Source organism: Yimella sp. RIT 621 (assembly GCF_004146205.1).
Classification (GTDB): Bacteria; Actinomycetota; Actinomycetes; order Actinomycetales; family Dermatophilaceae; genus Yimella; species Yimella lutea.
Genome location: NZ_SEIP01000002.1, coordinates 231,373 through 252,724, shown reverse-complemented (window position 1 = coordinate 252,724; position 21,352 = coordinate 231,373). Strand labels below are relative to the sequence as shown.

At 67.1% G+C, this 21,352-nt stretch carries 25 protein-coding genes; 11 read left to right on the top strand and 14 right to left on the bottom strand.

Annotation, left to right across the window (positions count from 1 at the left end; genetic code table 11):
* Nucleotides 1–16: 16 nt before the first annotated feature.
* Complete coding sequence (pheA, locus tag EU513_RS03065; RefSeq protein WP_129624421.1) at nt 17–955, top strand: prephenate dehydratase; 939 nt, start codon at nt 17–19, stop codon at nt 953–955.
* Here pheA and EU513_RS03060 read toward each other — a convergent pair.
* Nucleotides 952–2,496, bottom strand: a complete 1,545-nt coding sequence (locus EU513_RS03060; RefSeq protein WP_129624420.1) for an HNH endonuclease signature motif containing protein — start codon at nt 2,494–2,496, stop codon at nt 952–954. The genes pheA and EU513_RS03060 overlap by 4 nt on opposite strands.
* Before the next feature lie 548 nt (nt 2,497–3,044).
* Nucleotides 3,045–3,419, bottom strand: coding sequence for a class F sortase (locus tag EU513_RS15705; protein ID WP_168990117.1), 375 nt, complete (start codon nt 3,417–3,419; stop codon nt 3,045–3,047).
* On the opposite strand from EU513_RS15705, the gene EU513_RS15700 reads away from it, so the two are divergent.
* Nucleotides 3,418–4,020 carry a hypothetical protein gene (locus tag EU513_RS15700; protein WP_168990116.1) on the top strand — a complete coding sequence of 201 codons (603 nt, stop codon included), beginning with the start codon at nt 3,418–3,420 and terminating at the stop codon, nt 4,018–4,020. The two genes, EU513_RS15705 and EU513_RS15700, sit on opposite strands and share 2 nt — an antisense overlap.
* Before the next feature lie 191 nt (nt 4,021–4,211).
* A complete protein-coding gene (locus EU513_RS03050) occupies nt 4,212–4,667 on the top strand; it encodes a hypothetical protein (protein WP_129624418.1) in 456 nt (151 codons plus the stop codon).
* A 24-nt stretch (nt 4,668–4,691) separates the two neighbouring features.
* Here the strand turns inward: EU513_RS03050 and EU513_RS03045 are convergent, their stop codons facing one another.
* Both EU513_RS03045 and EU513_RS03040 read right to left on the bottom strand, forming a co-directional pair.
* Nucleotides 4,692–5,138, bottom strand: coding sequence for an SRPBCC family protein (locus tag EU513_RS03045; protein WP_129624417.1), 447 nt, complete (start codon nt 5,136–5,138; stop codon nt 4,692–4,694).
* Nucleotides 5,135–6,067 (bottom strand): diacylglycerol kinase family protein, encoded by a 933-nt coding sequence (locus EU513_RS03040; protein ID WP_129624416.1) that lies wholly within the window; start codon nt 6,065–6,067, stop codon nt 5,135–5,137. The genes EU513_RS03045 and EU513_RS03040 overlap by 4 nt, the downstream gene beginning before the upstream one ends.
* A gap of 83 nt (nt 6,068–6,150) precedes the next feature.
* Here EU513_RS03040 and serS point away from each other — a divergent pair, with 83 nt between their 5' ends.
* From serS to EU513_RS03005, 7 genes are all read left to right on the top strand, one after another.
* A complete protein-coding gene (gene serS / locus EU513_RS03035; protein ID WP_129624415.1) occupies nt 6,151–7,464 on the top strand; it encodes a serine--tRNA ligase in 1,314 nt (437 codons plus the stop codon).
* 113 nt (nt 7,465–7,577) lie between these two features.
* Complete coding sequence (locus EU513_RS03030; RefSeq protein ID WP_129624414.1) at nt 7,578–8,519, top strand: hypothetical protein; 942 nt, start codon at nt 7,578–7,580, stop codon at nt 8,517–8,519.
* An 86-nt stretch (nt 8,520–8,605) separates the two neighbouring features.
* Nucleotides 8,606–9,391: an HAD family hydrolase gene (locus tag EU513_RS03025; protein ID WP_240795894.1), complete on the top strand. Its 786-nt coding sequence runs from the start codon at nt 8,606–8,608 to the stop codon at nt 9,389–9,391.
* 18 nt (nt 9,392–9,409) lie between these two features.
* The gene (locus tag EU513_RS03020) at nt 9,410–10,219 is read left to right on the top strand and encodes an RNA methyltransferase (RefSeq protein ID WP_129624412.1); all 810 of its coding nucleotides are present in this window, start codon (nt 9,410–9,412) and stop codon (nt 10,217–10,219) included.
* Between the two features lie 94 nt (nt 10,220–10,313).
* Entirely contained in the window at nt 10,314–10,967 is a 654-nt protein-coding gene (locus EU513_RS03015; protein ID WP_129624411.1) for a VOC family protein, read from the top strand.
* Nucleotides 10,968–11,053: 86 nt separating this feature from the next.
* Nucleotides 11,054–11,335, top strand: coding sequence for a metal-sensitive transcriptional regulator (locus EU513_RS03010; RefSeq protein WP_129624410.1), 282 nt, complete (start codon nt 11,054–11,056; stop codon nt 11,333–11,335).
* Between the two features lie 15 nt (nt 11,336–11,350).
* Entirely contained in the window at nt 11,351–11,563 is a 213-nt protein-coding gene (locus EU513_RS03005) for a heavy-metal-associated domain-containing protein (protein ID WP_129624409.1), read from the top strand.
* Nucleotides 11,564–11,774: 211 nt separating this feature from the next.
* On the opposite strand, the gene idi is transcribed toward EU513_RS03005, so the two are convergent.
* The 10 genes from idi to EU513_RS02955 are packed head-to-tail and all read right to left on the bottom strand — an operon-like array spanning nt 11,775 to nt 20,347.
* Complete coding sequence (idi, locus tag EU513_RS03000; protein ID WP_129624408.1) at nt 11,775–12,317, bottom strand: isopentenyl-diphosphate Delta-isomerase; 543 nt, start codon at nt 12,315–12,317, stop codon at nt 11,775–11,777.
* Nucleotides 12,314–13,192, bottom strand: coding sequence for a phosphatase PAP2 family protein (locus EU513_RS02995; RefSeq protein ID WP_129624407.1), 879 nt, complete (start codon nt 13,190–13,192; stop codon nt 12,314–12,316). Before EU513_RS02995 ends, idi begins: the two co-directional genes overlap by 4 nt.
* Nucleotides 13,189–13,671 carry a hypothetical protein gene (locus EU513_RS02990; RefSeq protein ID WP_240795905.1) on the bottom strand — a complete coding sequence of 161 codons (483 nt, stop codon included), beginning with the start codon at nt 13,669–13,671 and terminating at the stop codon, nt 13,189–13,191. The genes EU513_RS02995 and EU513_RS02990 overlap by 4 nt, the downstream gene beginning before the upstream one ends.
* Complete coding sequence (locus EU513_RS02985) at nt 13,671–14,765, bottom strand: glycosyltransferase family 2 protein (RefSeq protein WP_129624405.1); 1,095 nt, start codon at nt 14,763–14,765, stop codon at nt 13,671–13,673. Before EU513_RS02985 ends, EU513_RS02990 begins: the two co-directional genes overlap by 1 nt.
* Entirely contained in the window at nt 14,758–16,137 is a 1,380-nt protein-coding gene (locus EU513_RS02980; RefSeq protein WP_129624404.1) for a cytochrome P450, read from the bottom strand. Before EU513_RS02980 ends, EU513_RS02985 begins: the two co-directional genes overlap by 8 nt.
* Nucleotides 16,134–16,466, bottom strand: a complete 333-nt coding sequence (locus EU513_RS02975) for a lycopene cyclase domain-containing protein (protein WP_129624403.1) — start codon at nt 16,464–16,466, stop codon at nt 16,134–16,136. The genes EU513_RS02980 and EU513_RS02975 overlap by 4 nt, the downstream gene beginning before the upstream one ends.
* Entirely contained in the window at nt 16,466–16,831 is a 366-nt protein-coding gene (locus EU513_RS02970) for a lycopene cyclase domain-containing protein (RefSeq protein WP_129624402.1), read from the bottom strand. Before EU513_RS02970 ends, EU513_RS02975 begins: the two co-directional genes overlap by 1 nt.
* Nucleotides 16,828–18,405: a phytoene desaturase family protein gene (crtI, locus tag EU513_RS02965; protein WP_129624401.1), complete on the bottom strand. Its 1,578-nt coding sequence runs from the start codon at nt 18,403–18,405 to the stop codon at nt 16,828–16,830. The genes EU513_RS02970 and crtI overlap by 4 nt, the downstream gene beginning before the upstream one ends.
* A complete protein-coding gene (locus tag EU513_RS02960) occupies nt 18,402–19,268 on the bottom strand; it encodes a squalene/phytoene synthase family protein (RefSeq protein ID WP_129624400.1) in 867 nt (288 codons plus the stop codon). The genes crtI and EU513_RS02960 overlap by 4 nt, the downstream gene beginning before the upstream one ends.
* Nucleotides 19,265–20,347, bottom strand: coding sequence for a polyprenyl synthetase family protein (locus tag EU513_RS02955; protein ID WP_129624399.1), 1,083 nt, complete (start codon nt 20,345–20,347; stop codon nt 19,265–19,267). The genes EU513_RS02960 and EU513_RS02955 overlap by 4 nt, the downstream gene beginning before the upstream one ends.
* Before the next feature lie 110 nt (nt 20,348–20,457).
* Here EU513_RS02955 and EU513_RS02950 point away from each other — a divergent pair, with 110 nt between their 5' ends.
* Nucleotides 20,458–21,351, top strand: coding sequence for a MerR family transcriptional regulator (locus tag EU513_RS02950; protein WP_129624398.1), 894 nt, complete (start codon nt 20,458–20,460; stop codon nt 21,349–21,351).
* Nucleotide 21,352: the final 1 nt, after the last annotated feature.

The window sequence follows — 21,352 nt, the reverse complement described above, 5'->3', positions numbered from 1 at the left end:
TACCAATGAGGATCACATGAGCTACGGATACTTCGGACCTCGCGGCACCTTCACCCAGGCCGCGCTTGCCTCGTACCTCGAATCCAACGGCGCTGCAGCCGAGTTGGAGCGTTCGGTGCCGTTCTCGACCGTGCCCGCGGTGCTGGACGCCGTGATGTCGGGCGAGGTCGACTTCGGTGTCGTCCCGATCGAGAACTCGGTCGAGGGCGGGGTCTCTGCGACGCTCGACGCGCTCAACGCCCGCGAGGACCTGTTCATCAGGGCCGAGGTTCTCGTACCGATCACGTTCGTCCTTGCAGCGCGTCCCGGAACGCCGCTGGAGTCCATTGATGCGGTGGGTTCGCACTCGCACGCCTGGGCACAGGTGCGCGGGTGGATGAGCACCAACACCCCTGCGGCACAGTACGTTCCGACCCTCTCCACGGCAGCTGCGGCCGAGGCGCTCGCGTCGGACGATGACGTGCCCTATCAGGCTGCGGTCTGTGCCCGGATGGCTGCGGAGACGTTCGGGCTGGAGGTGCTGGCCGAGGGAATCGGCGACAACGCGTCCGCGGTGACCCGCTTCGTCGTGGTGTCGGGGCCGGGCAAGCTGCCGGCCTCGACCGGGGCCGACAAGACGACGCTGATGCTCTTCCAGCACGACGACCACGCCGGTGGTCTGCTGGCGTTGCTCGAGCAGTTCGCCGCCCGTGGGATCAACATGACCCGTTTGGAGTCGCGTCCGACCGGTGTGGCGATGGGCTCGTACTGCTTCTCGATCGACTTCGAGGGTCACCTGGACGATGCTCGCGTGGCGGAGACCTTGAAGTCGCTGCACCGCGTGGCGGCGAAGGTGCGCTTCTTCGGTTCCTACCCGCGGGCCGACCGGCGTCCGGCAACTGTGGTGCCGACGGCGACGGACGAGGCGTTCGGCGAATCGCAGACGTGGTTCGAGATGTTGCGGCTGGACAGCTAGGACGCTGCCCCGGCGCTCCATTGCTGCACCCCTTCGCCGGCGGGATGCCAAGTCACACCTTCGGCCGTGACGGTCGCAGTCAGATTGTCGCGGTGGACGATGCGGTGGTGGGTGCTGCACATGAGTGCCGAGTTGAGCAGCGAGGTCTCGCCGCCGTGCCACCAGTACTTCACATGGTGGACCTCGCACATGACCGGCGGTCTGGTGCATCCCGGATGAGTACAGTGTCGATCTCGTTGAATCACTGCTGCGCGGAGTTCCTTGTCGACCAGTCGACGTTTTCGACCGACGTTCAACGGTTGGCTCTTCGATCCGAGCACCATCGGGATGATCTCGGCGTCGCAGGCCAGTTGTCTGACCGTGTCGGGCGTCATCCCGACTCCGCCTTGGCTGTAACCGAGGCCGGACAGGACTCCGGCGAGGTGTTCGTAGTTGATGGTGACCACGATTCTCGCGGTGCCGGCAGACTTGGTCTGACCGTCGTTGTCGACCGCCTGCGCGGCAATACGGATGAGTTCGGTGAACGCATCGGCGCGGCGCTTCCCGGGGGTGCGCAGATCGGGCTCGCCCTTGCTCTTCGAACTGTCGTGGTGAGCATCGCCGTCGGCCTCGTCCGTCCGATGGTTGTGGTGCACGTTGTCGCAGCACTCGGAGGCCGGCGAAGGGGCGGCCATCGCCTGGATCGCGTGCTTCGCCTTCTCGGCGTTGTCGGGGCTGAGGTCGGCGATGAGCCGTACCAACCCGTTCGGCAGGTTGGACCACGACAGCGACTCGTGCCGCTGCATAGCGTCTTCCTTGGCATCAGGCTGGTCGTCGTCAGCGAAGCGGGCGACGATCCGGCGGGTGAGTTCACGGACTGCCTTCGCGCCGGACCCGGGCGGCAGGCAGAGGAACGCGCCCAACAACTCGTCGCGATCGGCGCCCGGCAGTATCGCGGTGACCGGTCCGATCTCGTGCAGTGCGGTCGCCGCGATGGCGGTGTTGGTGCGTCCGCTGATGATCGCGTCCAGCACCAGTGCGTTCTTGGGTGCACGACAGGCTTGGGCAAGCTTCGCCAGGCGCGAGCAGTGTCCGGGCTCCAGTCCGGCGACGACCTGGAGGGGTTCCTTCGGATCGGCGTCCGTCGCCGCGCTCGGCTCCTGACCGATCGGGACGAGAGGGCCGGCCGCGCCTGTGCCCGCCTCACCCATGACGGCGGTGATCGATTCGCCGCGGGACAGGCGGCCGATCCATTGCGCTGCGTCGGCTGCCGTGGAAGAGGCCACCAGGCCGCGATCGATCGCATCGGTCGTCAGGGCGACCACAAGCGCCTCGGTCTGTTGCATGTGCGCGAGCGCGGAGCGTGCGGCCGCGGTGAGTTCGGCGTCGGTGAGGTTCGTACTGATGTCGGCCAGGCGCCGCACGGCCGGCAGCGCACCGGCCACGGTGTCGACGCAGCCGGCTGCCTCACCGGGGCGACTGGGCGCAGCCTCGCGCATCCCGAACGCGATCGGGCCCTGGGCCAGCGGGTCGTGCGGCAGTGGAATGTCGTCGATGGCCATACCCGGTCACCCCTCCCCAGAAGTGCTCTACCTGATGCATTCATCGTACATGTGTTCGAAGATGAATGGAAGAGGCTCGGTTACGAATTTCGTTCGTCGACAGCGAAATTCACCTACCGGCGGGTATCCACAGCCCCTTGTTTCGGCGCTGGTTGTCCACAGGCCGCGGACGCCGGTTGACGGCGGCTACCGAGCCGGACGAAGCGCTTGTTCGACGATCGGCCACCAATGGCGCGCGTCCAGAGACTGACGCGCTACATCGAGCGTGACCCACGTGCCCGCCACCACGGGTTCCACCTGCGCATCGACCACGATCACCGGCAAGTGAGCGTGCGGGACCGGGTGCGGATACGGACCTCGGCGGTGCTGCCGGCGGGGAGCCAGGGTGCGGACGGCGTTTCGCCGAGCAACTTCTCCGACTCGTGAATGGAGCAAAGCTAGGCGACGTCTGCAGCCGGTCGTGGTGTGGCGGTCGCCTGCTCCTACGGGGCGCCCGTTGAAGGCGCCTTCGGTCCCTGGGGCAGGACGAAGACGAAGCGACCCCGAAGTCAGGCCGGACGAACCCAGACCACGTAGTTGTTCAAGTGGTGACCGTCGACGACCTTGGACGCACGGTCGCAGGTGATGAGCGCGACGACCGGGGTTTGCGAGGAGCCCCAGACGCGGGCGTCCCTGGTGAGTGCGGTCTTGTTGACCGACTGCCGCTCGGTGACCTTCCAGACCAGGGTGCGTCCGTTGCTGCACTTCACCGAGACGGACGCGCCAATCGCGACGCGGTCGAGTTCGTAGAAGTCGTCCGGCCCGTCGTACGTCACGTGACCGGCGACGACGGAAACGCCCTTGTCGCCGGGCTGCGGCGATTTGTCGTACCACATGGTGGTGCGGGCGGGCGGGTAGATCTGGCCCTGGGAGTTCGTGCCCATGGCGACGATCGGCTCGGTGATCCCGACGCTCGGGACGTCGACCCTCGTCGGCACGCAACCCTGTCCGGGGGTCGCAGCGATCGATGTCGGACGACTGTTGTCCTTCGGCCGGGGCACCACCGTCGACGTCGTGGAAGAGCCGGCCGGGCTACTGGTCGCTGATGTCGGAGTCGATACGGATGTACCTGGGGCAGAACTGGATTCGGGGGACGAGGATGCACCGCTGGTGCCGCTGGAGGTCTGGTTCGTCGAGCCAGGATCGGCAGGGGCCGAACCGGTGCCCGAGACGCCGGTCGTCCCGGAGGTGGCCGACGTGGCGGCGCCGTCGCCCGAGTCGTCGGAGCACCCGGCGAGCAGTCCCGTCGCCAGGGCGGTTGCGGCCAAGGTGGCGGGAACGAGTGCGGAGCGCATCGGATCAGTCCTTGCTCGGGCCGGTCGGGACGCCTTCAGCCTAGGCGGTCGCGCGCTGCTCCGCCGCCTGGTGACGCATCGCGTGGGCGATGCGTCCGGAGTCGATGCGCAGTTCCCGCGGGGTGCCGCTGATCGGATGGGTGTAGCCGATGAACCACATTCCCGCAGCACCGCAGCGCCCGGCGCCTGATGTCCGCGGGAGACGACGGGGCGTGCGTGCTCGTCCAGCACGCCGAGATCGCCGATGAGCGGTTCCAATCCGTGGGTGTATCCGGTGATCGAAGCAGGCTCGCTTACGTGCCGGGAACCATGAACCGCAGTTCGACGTCGCACTGCCGGTTCACACGCCCCGCGCGGCGGGGCCCGAGAGGGAGAAACACCATGAAGAACACGGTTCGTACGCGGGCAGCGGCAGCGCTGGTGGTAGCCGGAATGGCGGCGGGGATCGGCGTCGTCGCCTCACCCGCAGCGCAGGCGGTCGACGACGACATCCAGACCTGCCGGGTCAAGACCAGTAGCGGCACAGTGATGGCGTCCTACAAGGTGACGCGATACAACGGCAAGCTGCGCGACAAGGTCGTCATCAAGCCGATCTACTACAAGACCAACAGCAACTACACCTTCCGCGGACTGTCCGCAGTGATGATGCAGCACAGCTGGGTCGGCGGAAATCGGTGGGGGGGCTACTACATCACGCGAGGTGTGTGGGACACGATCACGATGGAGTCCGCGCGCGGCACGAACGCCCGCGGGGCCGAGGTGCACATCCGACTCGACCACAAGAAGCTCGGGTCGTACGCCGACGTGGACAAGACCTGCAAGGTCTTCTTCTACTGACCGATGTTCAACAACGCCGGCACCTCACGGGGTGCCGGCGCTTCGTCGTTCCAGAGCGCGCATGCCTGCGCGCATCATCAGTCGATGGTTGAGGACCAGCACCGGTGCGCCGATGCTGGCTGCAAGACCGTAGCCCCGCTTGGTGGCGACGGCCTCCTGGTCGTAGACCAGTCGGGCTCGTCCGGCTTCAGGGGAGACGACGAACTGCGTCCAACCGGTCAGGTCGCCCTCAAGCGAGGCCTTGAGCGTCCCACTGGTGGAATCTTCCACCAGCGCAATCAGCTTGATTCGGAACGTGATCGGTAGTACTGAGCGAATGGCGACGTGGCCGCTGACGTCGTCGATGCGTTCGACCGAATGCACCTGCGGCCACCACAGCGGCCAGCTGTCGATGTCGCGCAATGCCTCGAAGACCCGGCCGGGCGCGGCGTCCAGATCGAACTCGGAGTGGAACCGGAAGAGGCGGGTCACGAGGGTTTCGACGAACGAGGAACCCGTACCACGAGCGACTTCGGTTTGATCGAGATCCGGACGGCGAGCGCGTGCTCGTGCACCTCACCATCGATCTCGACGCGGGTCGGTTCCTCGCACTCGATCCGGATCGACTCCGCGGTGCGGTGCCGCACCTGGGACGTGGTCCGGGTCGAGGCCGACAGCACCTGCGTGATCAACGGCGCCCATGAGGCGCGCTCGGCAGACAGTTCGAGGACGTCCAGGACGCCGTCGTCGGGCTCGGCGTCCGGCATCAGGCGAACGCCACCGGTCAGGCGTCCGCAATTGCCGACCAGCACGGTTGTCAGTGGACGCTCATCCTCGAAGTCGTTGTCGTCCAATGCGATTCGCATCGGCGTGCGCCTGGCGTTGATGTGCCGCAGTCCCGCGATCGGGTAGGCGAGCCAGCCGGCTCGCGCCTTGAGGCGTTCGGACGTCGACGCCATGATCTCGGCGTCCAGCCCGCACCCGGTCATCACCGTGCAGATCGCGGACTCGTCCGCGACCCCGTCCCCGGTGGTGTCGATCTCCACGAACAGCGTGTCGATCGCCCGGTCGCGGCCGGCGAGCGCTGCCCGCAGCGCGACCTTGCGATTGCGGATCGGCAAGCCCAGGTTGCGGGCGAGCAGGTTTCCGGTGCCGGCAGGAAGGACCGCGAGCGGGATGCCACTTCCGAGGAGCGTGGTCGAGACGTTCCGGACCGTCCCGTCGCCGCCGAGGGCAACGACCAGATCGACCTGGTCGGAGATCGCCTGTTGGGTCTGACCGAACCCCGGATCCTCGATCGTGGTCTCGTGCCAGACGGGCGCCGCCCAGCCATGACGACGCATCACCTGCTCCACCTCGCGGTGCAGCAGGCGCATGTCCTTGATCTTGATCGGGTTGACGACCATCGCAGCGCGCTTCATGGCGGGCCCAAGCCTGCCAGCCGATGCGGCCTTGCGGTAAACCGGGAGGTAATGGGTCTGGCTCAGCGACTAGCCTGGCTCGCGTGATCGACATCAAGTTGCTGCGCGAGAACCCCGACGCCGTCAAAGCCAGCCAGCGTGCCCGTGGCGAGGACGAGTCCGTCGTCGACAAGATCCTGGACGCCGACAAGGCGCGCCGATCCTCACTCGGTGAGTTCGAGCAGCTGCGCGCGCAGCAGAAGTCGGTCAGCAAGGAGGTCGGCGCGGTGATGGGCCGCCTCAACAAGGCGAAGAAGGCCGGCGAGGACGTCAGCGAACTCGAGGCCGAGGCCGACCGCGTCCGTGGCGAAGCCGCCACCCTCGCCGCACGGGTCAAGGAACTGGACGCCGCCGCCGACACCGAGGGTGATGCGTTCACCGCCCTGATGCGTCAGGTCGGCAATGTCGTCATCGACGGTGTGCCCGCCGGTGGGGAGGAGAACTTCGTCACCATCGAGGAGCGCGGCACCAAGCCGACCTTCGACTTCGAGCCGCTCGACCACCTCGCCCTCGGCGAGAAGCTGGGCGCCATCGACATGGAGCGCGGCGCGAAGGTGTCGGGCTCGCGGTTCTATTACCTCAAGGGTCAGGGCGCGGTGCTCGCCCAGGCGCTGATGGCGTACTGCCAGCAGATCGCCCGCGAAGAGGGACTCACCCCGCTGATGGTGCCCAACCTCGTGCTGCGCCGGACGATGGCGGGCGCCGGGTTCATCGACAGCCACGCCGACGAGGTCTACCTGCTCGAAGCCGACGACCTGTTCCTCACCGGCACCTCCGAGGTGGCGCTCGCCGGCTACCACGCCGACGAGATCCTCGATCTGAACAATGGTCCGCTGCGTTACTCGGCGACGTCCACCTGTTACCGCCGCGAGGCCGGTTCGTACGGCAAGGACACCCGCGGCATCTTCCGCGTGCACCAGTTCACCAAGACGGAGATGTTCATCTACTGCAAGCCCGAGGACGCCGAGGCCGAGCACGACCGCCTGCTGCGCATCGAGAAGCGGGTGCTGGACGGACTCGAGGTGCCCTACCGGATCATCGACGTCGCCGCCGGCGACCTGGGCGGGCCCGCCGCACGCAAGTTCGACTGCGAGGCATGGGTGCCCACGCAGGACACCTACCGCGAGCTCACCTCGACCTCGAACTGCACCACCTACCAGGCCCGCCGCCTCGGTGTCCGATACCGCGGCGCCGACGGCAAGCCGGAGGTCGCGGCGACGCTGAACGGCACGATGCTCACCGACACGCGTCCGATCGTCGCCCTGCTGGAGAACCACCAGCAGGCGGACGGTTCGGTGCGGGTGCCGGCCGCGCTGCAGCCGTTCGTCGGCACGGACGTCCTCAAGCCGATCGCCTAGGTCGAGCGCTTCTACCGCTACTTGTTCCAGCGCCGCGCGACGGTCCTGCACTAACCTCGCTCTGGGGAATCGTCGGTGCCCATCATCGGCGCTTGGATCAAGAGGAGTTGGACGTGTCCGACAATCAGGGAGCAGGCGGCTGGGATCAGCCGACTCACGCCATGCCGAAGTTGCCGCCGCAGGGCGGGCAGTCCGACCCTCAGCAGGGCGGTTACGGACAACAACCGCAGCAGGGCGGCCCCGGCTACGGCCAGGGTCAGCAGGGTGGCGGTCAGTACGCAAACCCGCAGCAGGGTGGCCCGGGGTACGGCCAGGGTCAGCAGGGTGGACCCGGCTACGGCGGCCCTGCGCAGGGTGGTCAGTACGGCGGCCCGCAGGGTGGTCAGTACGGCGGCCCGCAGGGTGGTCCCGGCTACGGACAGCCGCAGCACCCGCAGCAGGGCGGCCCGTACGGTAACCAGCCGCAGGGTCAGTGGAACCAGCCGCAGGGCGGGTACGGCCAGCCCGGCTATTCCGGTGCTTCCGCCACCACGACCCGTCCGAGCGGTCTGGGCAAGACGTTGGGTTGGGCGTTGCTCGCTCTCGGTCTGCTGCTCGCGCTGGTCACCTTCGGCACGTGGGCCAGCGCCAACGTGAAGATGAACACTTCCGGCTACAACCTCGACATGAGCTACTCGATCAACGGCTTCGGCAGCGAGTCCTACGAGGGCCTCCCGCCCGGCGCCGACAAGCCGGACGAGTCCGATCAGGAAGGTCGTGACCCGTTCGGTCTGCCGATCCTGTTGATGGGCATCGGTATTGCGGCGATGGGTGTGCTGCGCGGGCTCGGTAAGGGAGGTCGCATCGGCGGCATCGTCGCCGCTGCGCTCGGCGCCATCGCGACGATCTTGGCGTTGCTCGACTGGAGTGAGGTCAAGGAGGACATGGACAAACTCAAGGACACCGCAACCAGCGGTGCGCAGGTCGACATCAGCACCGGTTGGGGCCTGTGGATGGCTCTGCTGCTCGGACTGGCCACCATCGCGGTGGGACTGGTCTCGGCGTTGAAGAAGTAGCCGACGAACGTTTGCGGAAGGGCGGGGTGCCGGTCGGCGCCCCGCCCTTCGCCATGCACGCAGGGTCGTGCTCGTACAGTGACGACGTGACGAAACTCCTGATCGGTCTCGACATCGACGGCACCACGATCCACTACGACGGTCACGCGTCCGACCGCGTCCGTAAGGCGGTGTCCGAGACGATCGCCGCCGGGCACGAGGTGGTCATCGCGACCGGTCGCTCGGTCACCGGCACGATGCCGATCGTCGAACTGCTCGGTCTGGAGGCGGGTTACCTCGTCTGCTCCAACGGTGCAGTGACGGCGCAGATCGACCCACAGGAACCGCACGGTTACCGGCTGATCGACAGCATCACCTTCGATCCGCGTCCGGTGCTCGACCGGTTGAAAGGTGCATGGCCGGACGGACTCGTCGCCATCGAGGTCATCGGCGAGGGTTACCTGGTCAGTGACCACTTCCCGGACGGCGAACTCGTCGGCGAGGTGCGCGTCGTGCCCTGGGAGGAACTCGCACAGCCGACCACCCGAATCACCTTCCGCTCACCGAGCGGCACCGCCGAGCAGTTCGTCGAGCTCGCCGAGGGCCTCGGACTGCACGGCGTGAACTACGGCGTCGGCTACACCGCTTGGCTCGACATCAACCCCGAGGGTGTCAGCAAGGCGTTCGCGTTGGAGAAGATCCGCAAGCACCTGGAGATCGACCTTGCCGACACCGTCGCGGTGGGCGACCATCGCAACGACCTGGAGATGCTCACCTGGGCCGGGCGTGGTGTGGCGATGGGTCAGGCGCCGGACGACGTGAAGGCTGTCGCGAACGAGGTGACCGGTACCGTCGAGGAAGACGGTCTCGCGCAGGTGCTGGAGTCGCTGTGAGCGATTCCGAGGCGAGTCATGGCTGAGTTGACCATCACGTCCGCGGCGAACCCACGCCTGAAGCAGCTGATCTCACTACGGCGCAGGCGAACTCGTGAAGAACTCGGCCTGACCCTGCTCGAGGGGTACGACGAACTCGTGCTCGCGCTCGAAGCCGGCGTCCGGTTACGCACGTTGTACTTCTGCCCGGAGCTGATGCTCGACGCCGACGTGCAGCAGCAGGTGGTGGACGAGGAACGCGACAACGGGGTCGAGGTGGTGCGGCTGGCGCGGCAGGCGTTCGAGAAAGTCGCGTATCGCGAAGGCGCGGACGGCTTCCTCGCTGTGGCTCCGTCCGTCCGACACGGGCTGGACCAGTTGGACCTGCCGGCCGACCCATTGGTGCTCGTTGCCGAGGGAGTGGAGAAGCCGGGCAACCTGGGTGCGATGTTGCGCACTGCGGACGCCGCCGGTGTCGACGCGGTCATCGCTGCCGACCCAGTGACCGACTGGGGCAACCCCAACGTGGTGCGCGGCTCGAAGGGCACGGTGTTCTCGGTGCCGGTCGCCTCCGCTTCCACGGATGAAGCTCTGAACTATCTGCATCGCAACGGTATTCACCTGCTCGCCGCAACGCCCGACACCGAGCTTCTGCATACCGACGCCGACCTCACCGGACCGGTCGCCATCGCGGTCGGCACCGAGAAGTACGGCCTGAGCGACGAAGTGCTGGAGCGGGCGGACGCGCGGATCAGGATCCCGATGGTGGGTCGCGCCAACTCGCTCAACGTCTCGACGTCCGCCGCGATCGTGCTGTACGAGGCGGTGCGTCAACGTGCCCGACGCTGAGCGCCCTCACCTGCGAGTGGTCCGACCAGGGGAGGCCCCCGTGGAGGTGACCCCGATTACGTTCCGGACTGATCGCAGTGGCACGATCTATGGCATGCGAGTCGACCATGTGGTTTATGCCGCTGAGGCCGAGGGCTTGATCCCCACGGCGAAGCGTCTGGGGGAGGCGCTGGGTGTCGAACCCGGCGACAGCGGGGTTCACCCCCGCTTCGGAACGCGCAACGTGATCATCCCGTTGGCGAACCGGCGTTTCATCGAGGTCGTCGAGGTGCTCGACCACCCGGCGTCCGACAAGGCACCGTTCGGCCAGGCCGTCCGCGCCCGTTCCGAGCAGGGTGGCGGCTGGCTGGGCTGGGTCGTCGAGGTTGCCGACATGGGGGCTGCCGAGAAGCTCGTCGGTCGCACCGCTGCGCCCGGCAACCGGCACCGTCCGGACGGCACCGAGGTCACCTGGACACAGTTGGGTGTCAAGGGTCTGATGTCCGATGCTCAGGTGCCGTTCTTCATCGCGTGGGACGGCAACGCGCCGCACCCGTCCGAGATCGGCGACACCGCTGCCGACCTGAGGGCAATGACCATCGCCGGTTCGCCCGACCGCGTGCGTGAGTGGCTCGGTCTGCTCGGTGAGCCGGGCGTCGACCGCGACGAGTGGGAGCCCGACATCGACTTCGAGTTCGTCGCGCCGCACGGCACGCCCTGCGTCCTGTCGGTCACGTTCGACACACCCGGCGGACGCGTCGAGATCTGATCAACCACGAACCCCGTCTCCCGATGAGGCGGGGTTCGTCGTTCTCGGCCCACCGTCGAAATACCCCGGAGGGGTATAGTGACTGCATGGTTGGTTACACCGGGACCAAGGACGACTACCTCAAGCGGCTGCGCCGGATCGAAGGTCAGGTGCGCGGCATCCAGCGCATGGTCGAGGACGACACCTATTGCATCGATGTCCTCACTCAGGTCAGCGCGATCACCAAGGCGCTGCAGGCAGTCAGCCTCGGGTTGCTGGAGGACCACATCGGACACTGCGTCGTCGACGCTGCCCGTGAATCGGACGAGGCCGCCCAGGCCAAGGTACGGGAGGCGTCCGACGCCATCGCACGCCTCGTGAAGAGCTGACGAAGGAGAATTCCAATGGAAACCAAGAAGATCACCGTCTCGGGCATGACCTGCGGCCACTGCGTGGGTGCGGTCACGGAAGAACTCACGTCGATCGACGGTGTGCAGGACGTGCAGATCGACCTCGTCGCCGGCGGTGATTCGCCCGTCACGATCACCAGTGACGCCCCGATCGCGGACGCCGACATCGCGGCTGCTGTCGACGAGGCGGGCTACCAGCTCGCCTGACTCTCACGCCATGGGTCGATGATCGGTACCCGCCGAGCGCTGCACGTCAGGTGCCGGAAGGAGCGGGAGTCACATCCAGGGACACCCCAACGACGGTCTCGGCTCAAGTTGGTGGCCGCCGGGTGAGTTGGTGGTCCTTGACGGACTTCGACCTGCGCCCATGGCCACCAACTCCGCCGTAGGCCACCACATCACGACCCCGACCTGGGCCTCAATCAGCGAGTTCTTCCGGAAGTTCGGCCACCTGCAACGCGCACCACGGACTCACGTCGCGTTCGCCGGAGAGCACCTGTGAACGGAACGCGGCCCAGTCGTGCCACTCGATCGCGGCGACCTCAGCCGGGTCGGGGCTCAGGTCGTCCGGCTCGGTGCAAACGGCGACATAGACCGGACAGACCTCGTTCTCGACGATTCCGTTGTCCATCACCGCGCGATACCGGAAATCCGGCAGAGCCGGGCGGAGATCGGTGAGTTCGATGCCGAGTTCCTGGCGGGTGCGGCGCCGGACGGCGTCCTCGACCGACTCGCCAGGAGCAGGGTGGCCGCAGCAACTGTTCGTCCACGCACCGGGCCAGGTCTCCTTGCGCAGCGCCCGTTTGGTCACCAGCACGCGTCCGGACTCATCGATGACGTAGCAGGAGAACGCAAGGTGCAGGGGTGTCGATTCGTTGTGCACCTCGCTCTTGGGACAGGTGCCGACGGCGTTGCCGTGCTCGTCCAGCAGGACGACTTCTTCAATGGTCTGTGCAGTCATCTGCTGCCTCCTGAACTCGGGATACGGAGTACTGGTGCGTTCGGTGCCGGGCTCGGCGAAGGTGCTGAGGTGCTGGACGGACGCAGCTTCCGGCTCACCGCGATCGCGACGACGGCGACCAGCCAACCGACAAGCACATCGATGACGTAATGCTCTGCGGTGAGCACGAGCGTCACTGCCATTCCCACGACGTAGGTACCGAGCAGGACGCGTCCGCGTCGTCCGACGTGGGGCGCGAGGAACAGCGCCACCAGCAGCGCGGCTCCGGCGTGAAGCGACGGCATCGCCGCTACCGGGTTGCTGCCGTCCTGCAGACGTTCGAGCAGCTGCCCGATCGGTCGCAGATGCAGGTAGTCCCAGCCGCTGGCCGAGGTGCGAACGACCGGTCCGATCTCACCGCGGTCCGACGCCCACCACGGCGGCGCGGCCGGGTAGAGCACGTACCCGGCCATGCCGAGGGTGCTGAAGGCCAGGACGGCGCCGATCCAGCGCGTGAACCGGGCGCGGATGCGGAACCACGCCACCGCCGTCACCAACGGGATACCCATGAAGTGGGTCACATAGATGACCGACGCGACGGCGTCGTACCAGTGCGGTTCCCCCGTCGCGAAGTGCTCCTGCAGCCAGACGGTCGGCACCGCTGCGAAAAAGCTGCGGTCGACGTCCGCGGGGCCGGAAACCTGCAGGCCGATGCCGATGCGGTTGGTGGCGTGGGTCGGGTCGTCGAGCAGCGGCGCAGTGATCCAGTGGGTAAGCGCATACCCGATCAGGATGAGGGACAGCGGCGACAGCGCGATCAGCAACTGGGCAATGGGCCCGTGCCGCGTTGGTTCGACCTTTCGCTCGGCCGTCGGGGTCACGGTCGAATTCGTCATCGCGCCCGCCGCAGGAGTGGCTCAGTGCGGAAGCGGTTGTATCGCTGAATCGCTATGAACGGCAGGTTGATCGCAATCCCGTACCCGATGAGCACGGCAGCGATCGCGGGCGGGTTCCACAGCATGAACACCGGGCCGGCGAGCATCGCCCACCAGTGGCCGAGTTCGGCACGGCGGGTCTCGCGGACGAACAGTTCCAGACCGGATTTGTCGAGAGCGGGCAGCTCGCGTTTGCTGACCCCGCCTGCGAACAGTGCGCCGGCCTCCGGCAGAGCGTCCTTCCACCGGTTGATCCGCAGCCGGCGGCGGTACCAGCGTCCGCCCTGCTCGAAGGCGAGCGGGCGCAACAGCCGGTGATCTCGGGCGAGCCACTGCGGGGTGAGTCGGTGGGCTGCGTATCCCGTCGCCGCATGGATGACACCCCAGGCGGCGACGTCGGCCAACACGGTCCAGCCCTGCGGCATGACGTAGTCGAGCATCACGCCCCCAACCGCACGGTCCGCCCGCGCCAGCGCACCGAGCCACGCAGGGTGTTCACGGTGGAGATTGCGAACAACAGGTCGAAGGTCAGGAGGGGCAGCGGGAACAGTGCCCAGGTCCACCAGCAGAAGGACCCGACACGGCGCAGAATGACCCGGAGTTGGAGCGCGAACACCACCCACGCGAGCAGCCATATGCCTGCGTCAAGAGCCTCGTCAGCCGTCCACATGGCGAGCAGTGTGTTCACGGCGACGAGGTGGTGGGCGCAGATCCACAGCCCGGTGGCAAGGCCGGCCCGCGGATCAGTGGCGGCTGCACCGGACGCCATGTTCTTGGTCCATCCGGCGACCAGCTGTCGAATCCCGGCGGGATAGCTGCGCATTCGGATCTGCGAACCACCGGCAACGCAGTACACCGACAGCCCGGCCTTTTCGTAGGCGGCTGCCAGTTCGACGTCGTCCAGGATCTCCCCACGCACCGCTGCGTGCCCGCCCGCGCGCTCGTAGTCGTCTCGGGAGGTGAGCAGACAGGGGCCGAAGGCCATCGGACGTCGTCCGACTCCGGACGCGAACACACCGCTGGCCATCACCGCGACGGCGTTGAAGTATGCCGACAGTTGCTCATAAGTGCGCTGCACACGGTGGTACGGCTGCACGGAGATCAGGCCGCCGAACCTTCGATGCAGGTCGACGATGCCGCCGAGGGCGCCGGACGCGAGCACCGTGTCGGCGTCCAGGAACAGCAGTAGTTCCGCGTCGGTGGAGTTGGCTCCGACGTGACAGGCCCACGCCTTGCCGGTCCACCCCGGCGCAGGGGTGCCGGGCGAGATCACCTCGACGCCGGCCTCGCGGGCGAGGGCGACCGTCGCATCCGTCGATGCGTCGTCGATGACGAGCACGCGCACCGGGACGGTCGACCGGTCCAAGGATTCGAGTAAGGCCGGCAAGGAGTTCTGCTCGTTGCGAGCCGGAATGATCGCGCACACGTCACCGGCGGCGCTTCCGCTCGCAGCGACGACGCGGAACCGGAGCAACAACACGTAGCCGGCGAGCACGGCGGCGACGAGCACCACCGCGTACAGCACCTCAAGCATGGTGATCCGCAGGAGTCAGTCGCAGGGGCATCCCGCCGCGCGGATGCACAGCAACGAGCGTCTCGGGGTCCGGCCGCGTCCAGCCCGGAGGCGTGTCGAGCCGATAGGACGACAACAGTTCGCCGATCACCACGAGCATCTCGCCGAGCGCGAAGTCACGTCCGATACACAGCCGCGGACCCTGTCCGAACGGGATGTAGCCCGATGTCGGAACGCCCTGTATGAATCGCTCCGGTCGGAATTGCGTTGGCTCGGGCCAGGATTCGCCTCGTCGGTGCAACAGCCACGGGCTGATGATCGCCAATGTGCCTGCCGGGAGGTCGACGTCACCGACCCGCTCGGCAGCGAGTGAACGCCGGGAGATCGCCCAGGCAGGCGGGTACAAGCGCAGAGCCTCGTCGATGGCCGCACGGGTGATCGGCAGTTGCTCGCGGGGGGTCAACATGGAAACCGGCGAACCGAGCGCGCCGAGTTCGGCGCGCATCCGATCCTGAATCTCGGTGTGCTCGGCCAGCAACATGAGCGTCCAGCTGAGCGCGGCGGCGACGGTCTCGTGACCCGCGATCACCATCGTGATCAGTTCGTCCCTGATCTCGACGTCGGTGAGCTCGCTGTCGATGAGCAGACCGAGCAGATCGTCGCCGTGAAAGTCAGGCGTCGAAGGCGCGGCGGTCCGGCGTCGAGCGGCGATGATGTCGGTAGCCACCGCGTCGAGTTCCCTCCGCACCGAACGCAATCGGAGGTTCGTGCGGGTCGGCGCCCACTGCGCGGTCGGCAGCACCGATCGACCGAGGCGGACGATGAACTCGGCCGCGCCACTGGATGCGTCGAGGAGGCGTTCGGTGCTGGCGGTGAGGTCGCTGCAGAAGAGGGCACGGCCGACTGCGTCCAGGCCGATGCGATGCATCAGCGGACTGACGTCGACGACGGACCCCGAGTGGGCAGTAGGGGTTTGATCGGCGAGGACGGTGCGTGCGGCGTCACGCACCTGCTCGCCGACTGCCTCCAGACGCCGGCGGTGGAAAGCCGGCGCGGCCAGGCGTCGGTGCTCGATCCAGTTCGGTTCGGCGCAGGCAAGCAGGCCGGGCCCGGTCACCCGGGCCAGCGCGGCGTACTGCACGGTCTGCTTGCCCCAGTTGCGAGCCGAGGTCTGCAGCACCTGGCGAACGTGAGCGGGGTCGTTCAGCAACACGGCCGGTGCACCGGGCACGGGGAAGGCGACGGTGTCGCCGAAACGTTCGGTCACCTCGGTCAGGAAAGTGAGCGGGTCACGACGGACGGACCGGAAGGCGCGCGCCATGTCGGCAGTACTCGGCCCTGGCACACCGATATCGGCCGGTTGCAGCGCTTGCAGCCGGGCAGCGAGGTTCATGCCGATGCCTTCTCCCGGCGTCCCGACCAGACCCACACCGCGCAACTGGTGAGCACCAACGCGAATCCGAAGGCGAGGTCCTCGACAGGTGCGAAAAGAAGGCGTCCACGTCCGAACGCCACGACCTCGGAGTCGCCGATGATGACGTCAGGGTTGTACTGCACGATGCGGCGGCCGGTCAGCCAACCGTTGGTCAGGATCTGGAAGAACACGATGATCGCGTACGACAACCACCACGTGCGGGACGTGGTCAACCGGGTGCGCAGACCCCAGCGGTCGACAGCGATGCTCGCCACGACACCGAGGACGGCCAGGACGGTGTACGCCATCAGCGTTCCCGTCCGTCGACCGGGTCGCGTCGGACCGTTGCGCGAATACCGCCGTGGCGCAGGACTGTTCGGACTCCTTCGAAGGTGATGACGCTGACGATGGGGATTACGACGAAGAAGAGGATCTCCTCCGGTGGCAGACCGCCGATACGCCAGGGCAGGGTCTGATCGGCGTCGAACCACCAGTGTCCGGCGTGGGTCACCAGCACGTCCCAGATCAGGAACGGAGTTCCGGCGAGGACCACGGTGAGCAGCAGCCGGCGCCATCTGCGGCCCAGCTCCAGCCCGAACGCGGGGATCAACGGCAGCGTCGCGCCCACGCAGAAGACCAGCATCGCCAGGTAGGCGAAGCGTTCGAGACTCATCGACCGTCCACCAGGGTCGGGGAACTGGACCGATCGCCGGTGAGGCGCTTGAGCACGAGTTCGGCGCTGATCAGGCACATCGGTAGTCCGACGCCCGGCACCGTGCTGGCACCCGCGTAGTAGAGCCCGTCCACTTTCGACGACACGTTCGACGGGCGCAGGAAGGCGCTCTGGCGCAGCGTGTGCTCCAGACCGAGCGCGCCGCCGCGCCAGGCGTTGTAGTCGTCGGCGAAGTCGGCGGGACCGATGGTGTGCCGCACCAGGATTCGCTCCCGCAGATCGGGTACGTCCGCCCAATGCGTAATTTGGTCGATGGCCGCATCGACGGCTCGCTCGACCTGCTCGTCGCCGGTGCCGTCCGGGCCGCCGTGGCCGATCTCGGTGTCAGCAGGGACAGGAATCAGCACGAACAGGTTCTCGTGCCCCTCGGGGGCCACGCTCAGGTCGGTCGCCGACGGCTTGCAGACATAAATGGACGCGGGTTCGGGCACGCGCGCAGCTTTGCCGAAGATGTCGCCGAAATTCTGTTTCCAGTCCGCGGTGAAGAACAAGGAGTGATGTGGCAGCTGCGGCATCTCACCTTCCACACCGAGGAGGGCGAGCACCGCACCGGGCCCGGGTGAGCGCTTGGTCCACGCCTTCTCCGGGTGGGTCTGCTGCTTCTCGGGGAGCAGGGTGGTCTCCAGGTGGTGCAGATCGGTCGCACCTACGACGACGTCGGCCTCGATCACGGACGCTGCGCCATCCGCGCTGAGGTGCTCGACGCCGGTCACGGTGGGCTTGGCGGACCCGTCGGTCAGAATCCGGGTGACAGCCGAGCCTGTGTGCAACCGGGCCCCGTGCTTCTCGGCAAGCGCCGCGATCACGCGGATGAGTTCGGTGAAACCACCCTGTGGGTAGAGCACCGATCCGGCGATGTCGAGCCGGCTCATCAGGTGGTACATGCTCGGTGTGCGATCCGGTGAAGAACCGAGGAAGACCGCCGGGTATCCCAGGATCTGACGAATTCGGTTGTCGCTGAAGCGGTCCGCGACGAACCCTTCGAGCGACTGGGTCAGCAACCGGGACAGTTTCGGACTGCGCCGCATGACGTCGGTGCCGAAGAACGACGCCGTCGAATCGAAGTTGGAGTAGAGGAAGCGGCGCATCGCCATGTCGTACGTGTCCTGCGCCGACGACAGGTAAGCGTCCAGGCTCTTGCCCGCGCCCGGCTCCAGCGACTCGAAGACGGCCCGGTTGACATCGCGGTCCGGACGGACGTCGACGGACTCGGGGTGATCCTGGAAGAACACTCGATAGCTCGGGTCGAGCCGGACCAGGTCGAGTTCGTTCTCGACGGTGGTGCCGAGAAGCTCGAAGAAGTGCTCGAACACTTCGGGCATCAGGTACCAGGACGCGCCGGTGTCGAACCGGAAACCGTCCCGCTCCAGGCTGCCGACGCGGCCGCCCAGTACGTCGTTCTTCTCCAACAGATCGACGTCGTGGCCCTGGGCCGCGAGCAGACCCGCAGTGGCCAGACCGGCGATCCCACCACCGATGACCACGACCCGTCGCGAACCGGTACCCGCCGTCATCGCAGGTCCTGACGAACGGCATTGCCGGCGATGCGCAGCTTGACGTGTCCGGGCACACGAACCCGTTCGCGTCGGATCTGCTCGGCCGGCGTGGCGCGTAGACGGACGCCGAGTTCGGCGAACGTGTCGTGTGCGGCCTGGACGGCTCGTCGGCTGGACGGGGGGAGGTGGTCGATGGCGTTCTGGGCGGCCGCGAGGTCGGCGTCGATGTCGTTCAGGATGCGGTCGCGATCGGCGTCGGTGAAGTTGTCGGGGTCGACCCCGGGGAAGTAGCCACGGTCGAGGGTATCCGTGTCCTGGGCGAGGTCGCGCAGGAAGTTGATGTTCTGGAACGCGGCGCCGAGCCGTCGCGCTCCCGGCGCCAGTTCGTCGTACCGCGCGGACCGGTCCGTCTCGGTCGCCAGGAAGACCCGTAGGCACATCAACCCGACGACCTCCGCCGACCCGTAGACATAACGGTCGATGCTTTCGGGAGTGTGCGGTGCGGGGTCGAGGTCACGCGCCATCGATGCGAAGAAGGGGTCGATGAGGTCATCGCCGATGTCGCAGGCCCGAGCGGTCAGCGCGAAGGCGTGCACAATGAGGTTTGCGCTGTAGCCGGTGACCAGGGACTGGCGGACGTCGGCGAGGAGCGCGTCCAGCATGGCCGAGCGCTCGGTGCTGCCCAGGTCCGCATCCGGGTTGTCGACGATCTCGTCGGCGATCCGGACCAGTGCGTACACGTTGCGGACGTGGCCGCGCACCGGCTCACGCAGTAGCCGGGATGCCATCCCGAACGAGCTGGAATACCGGCGGATCACCAGGTCGGCACCGGCCCGGGCCACCGAGTCGTAGAGCTCGTTCGTGCCGTGAACACTCCTCATGCCGCTTCGCTGTCGTCGAGCAGCAGGGTGAGGCTGTCGGTGATGATCGACGGCAGTTCCGTGGGCAGGCAGAGCGCCGTGATGTGCGCCTGCGCGAGGCGCAGGTGCTCGTGCATCAGCCCGGTCGCGAACTCTCGGGAGCCGTTTCGGGTCAGCAATCGGCGCACTTCTGCCAGCTCGGCGTCGCCGAGGTCGCGTCCGAGATGACTGTCGATCTCGTCCCACTCGTCGGTGGAACGTGCGTGGCTCAGCAGCGGGGTCTGCTTGCGGGTGCGCAGATCGCAGGTCGTGCTCTTACGGGTCAGATCCGGATTGCCGAACACACCCAGCAGGTCGTCGGCGAGCTGGAAGGCGACGCCGAGGTGGCGTCCGACGACATCGCACTCCTGCACGATGTCGGGTCCGGCACCTGCGAGCAGCGCGCCCGCCTGCAACGGAAGGGAGAAGGAGTAGGCGCTCGTCTTGTGTTCTGCCATCGCCAGGCTGGCGTCGGTGGATGCCGGTTCCAGTCCGAGCGAGAGGCGGACGTCGGCCAGTTCGCCCGCGGTCGTGATCTGCAGCGCAGTGTCGAACAGGTCGAGCAGACGGTTCGTGACGGCGGGGGAGACGCCGCAGGTGGCGATCGCGCGCAACGCCGTGGCCATGGCCAGGTCTCCGGCGAGAATCCCCGCGGTGAGGGCGAGTTCGGCGGCTGCGTCCTCGTCCGCGCCGTGCTCTCGAGCCCAGGTGCGGAAGGTGCCACTGACGTTCGGACGCCCGCGACGGATGTCATCCCCGTCGATGACGTCGTCCTGGATGACGAAGGCGGTGTGCAGTAATTCGATCGCCGCACCGACCTGTGCGACAGCCTCGTGCTCGGTGCCGTCGAACGTGTCGTGAGCGGCACGGACGAGAGCCGGCCGGAATCGCTTTCCTCCGATGCTCGCGTCCTCGAGTGCATTCCACAGACGCGTGTGGTCCGGACTGCTCAAAGCGGCCCTGCTGCGCCCATCCCCGAGCATCGCCGAAAGGGTCCGGTCGGCGGCCGCGGTGTCCCGCCAATGACAAGCAGCCGGCCGAGTACCGGTCTGAGTGGCCATCGAGTCTCCTTGGTCGTGGATTTATCAGACTGACCGCCGTGTGATCAAGATGTCAAAGCTTTGTCCAAGGTTTCGCACTGCTGTCGCACGCAAGAGGTTAGGTTGAGCCGGTGGCCAATCAAGCTAGCATCCGCATCGGGCGCCTCGCCGAACTCGTCGGCGTCTCGCGCGATGTACTGCGCGTATGGGAGCGCCGGTACGGGCTGTTCGAGCCCGAGCGCACGCCCGGAGGATACCGCCTGTACTCCGAGGCCGACCTCGACCTCGCACGCCGGGTGCTCGCCTTGCGGGAGAAGGGCGTGCCGATTTCAACCGCCGTTTCCGCACTCACCCAGGGCCGACCGATTCGCTCGGCGAGCGCGGAGCAGGGGTTGCGATTGCGCCGCGAACTCGAGTCTGCTGCAGGTGAATTCGACGAGTTCACGTTCGTTTCGGTGCTCGACCGCGCTATCGACGAGTTCGGTGTCGCCGATACCATTCACGACATTCTGATGCCGCACCTGCAGCAGGTGGGCACGGAATGGGAAGCGGGTCGGATCAGCGTCGCGCAGGAACACTTCGTCAGCCATATCGTTCGTCGAAGGGTCGGCTCGCTGGCCAGGCTGGTGGACGACGCGGACGCTCCCATCGCGGTGCTGGCCTGCCCGCCCAAGGAGTTGCATGACATCCCGCTGCTCGCGCTCGGCGTCCTGATGTCCGATGCCGGATGGCGGGTGCGTTACCTCGGCAGCAACACCCCGCTGAAGGACCTCTACGGAGCATGCGAACGACTCGACCCCGACCTCATCATCATGTCGGGCACCCGGCGCACCGTCTTCGAGGCCCGTGCAGGAGCCCTGCGTCGGCTCTCGCAACGCTGGCCGATGGCCATCGGAGGGCGAGGCGCGACGCCCTCGGTCGCCGCCGTGATCGGTGCCGACCGCTTGCCCGAACACCTCCGAGACTCAGCCGAATTCCTGCTGACGTCCCGGGATCAATATCGTCGGCCCGCCGCCGGTCAGTAGA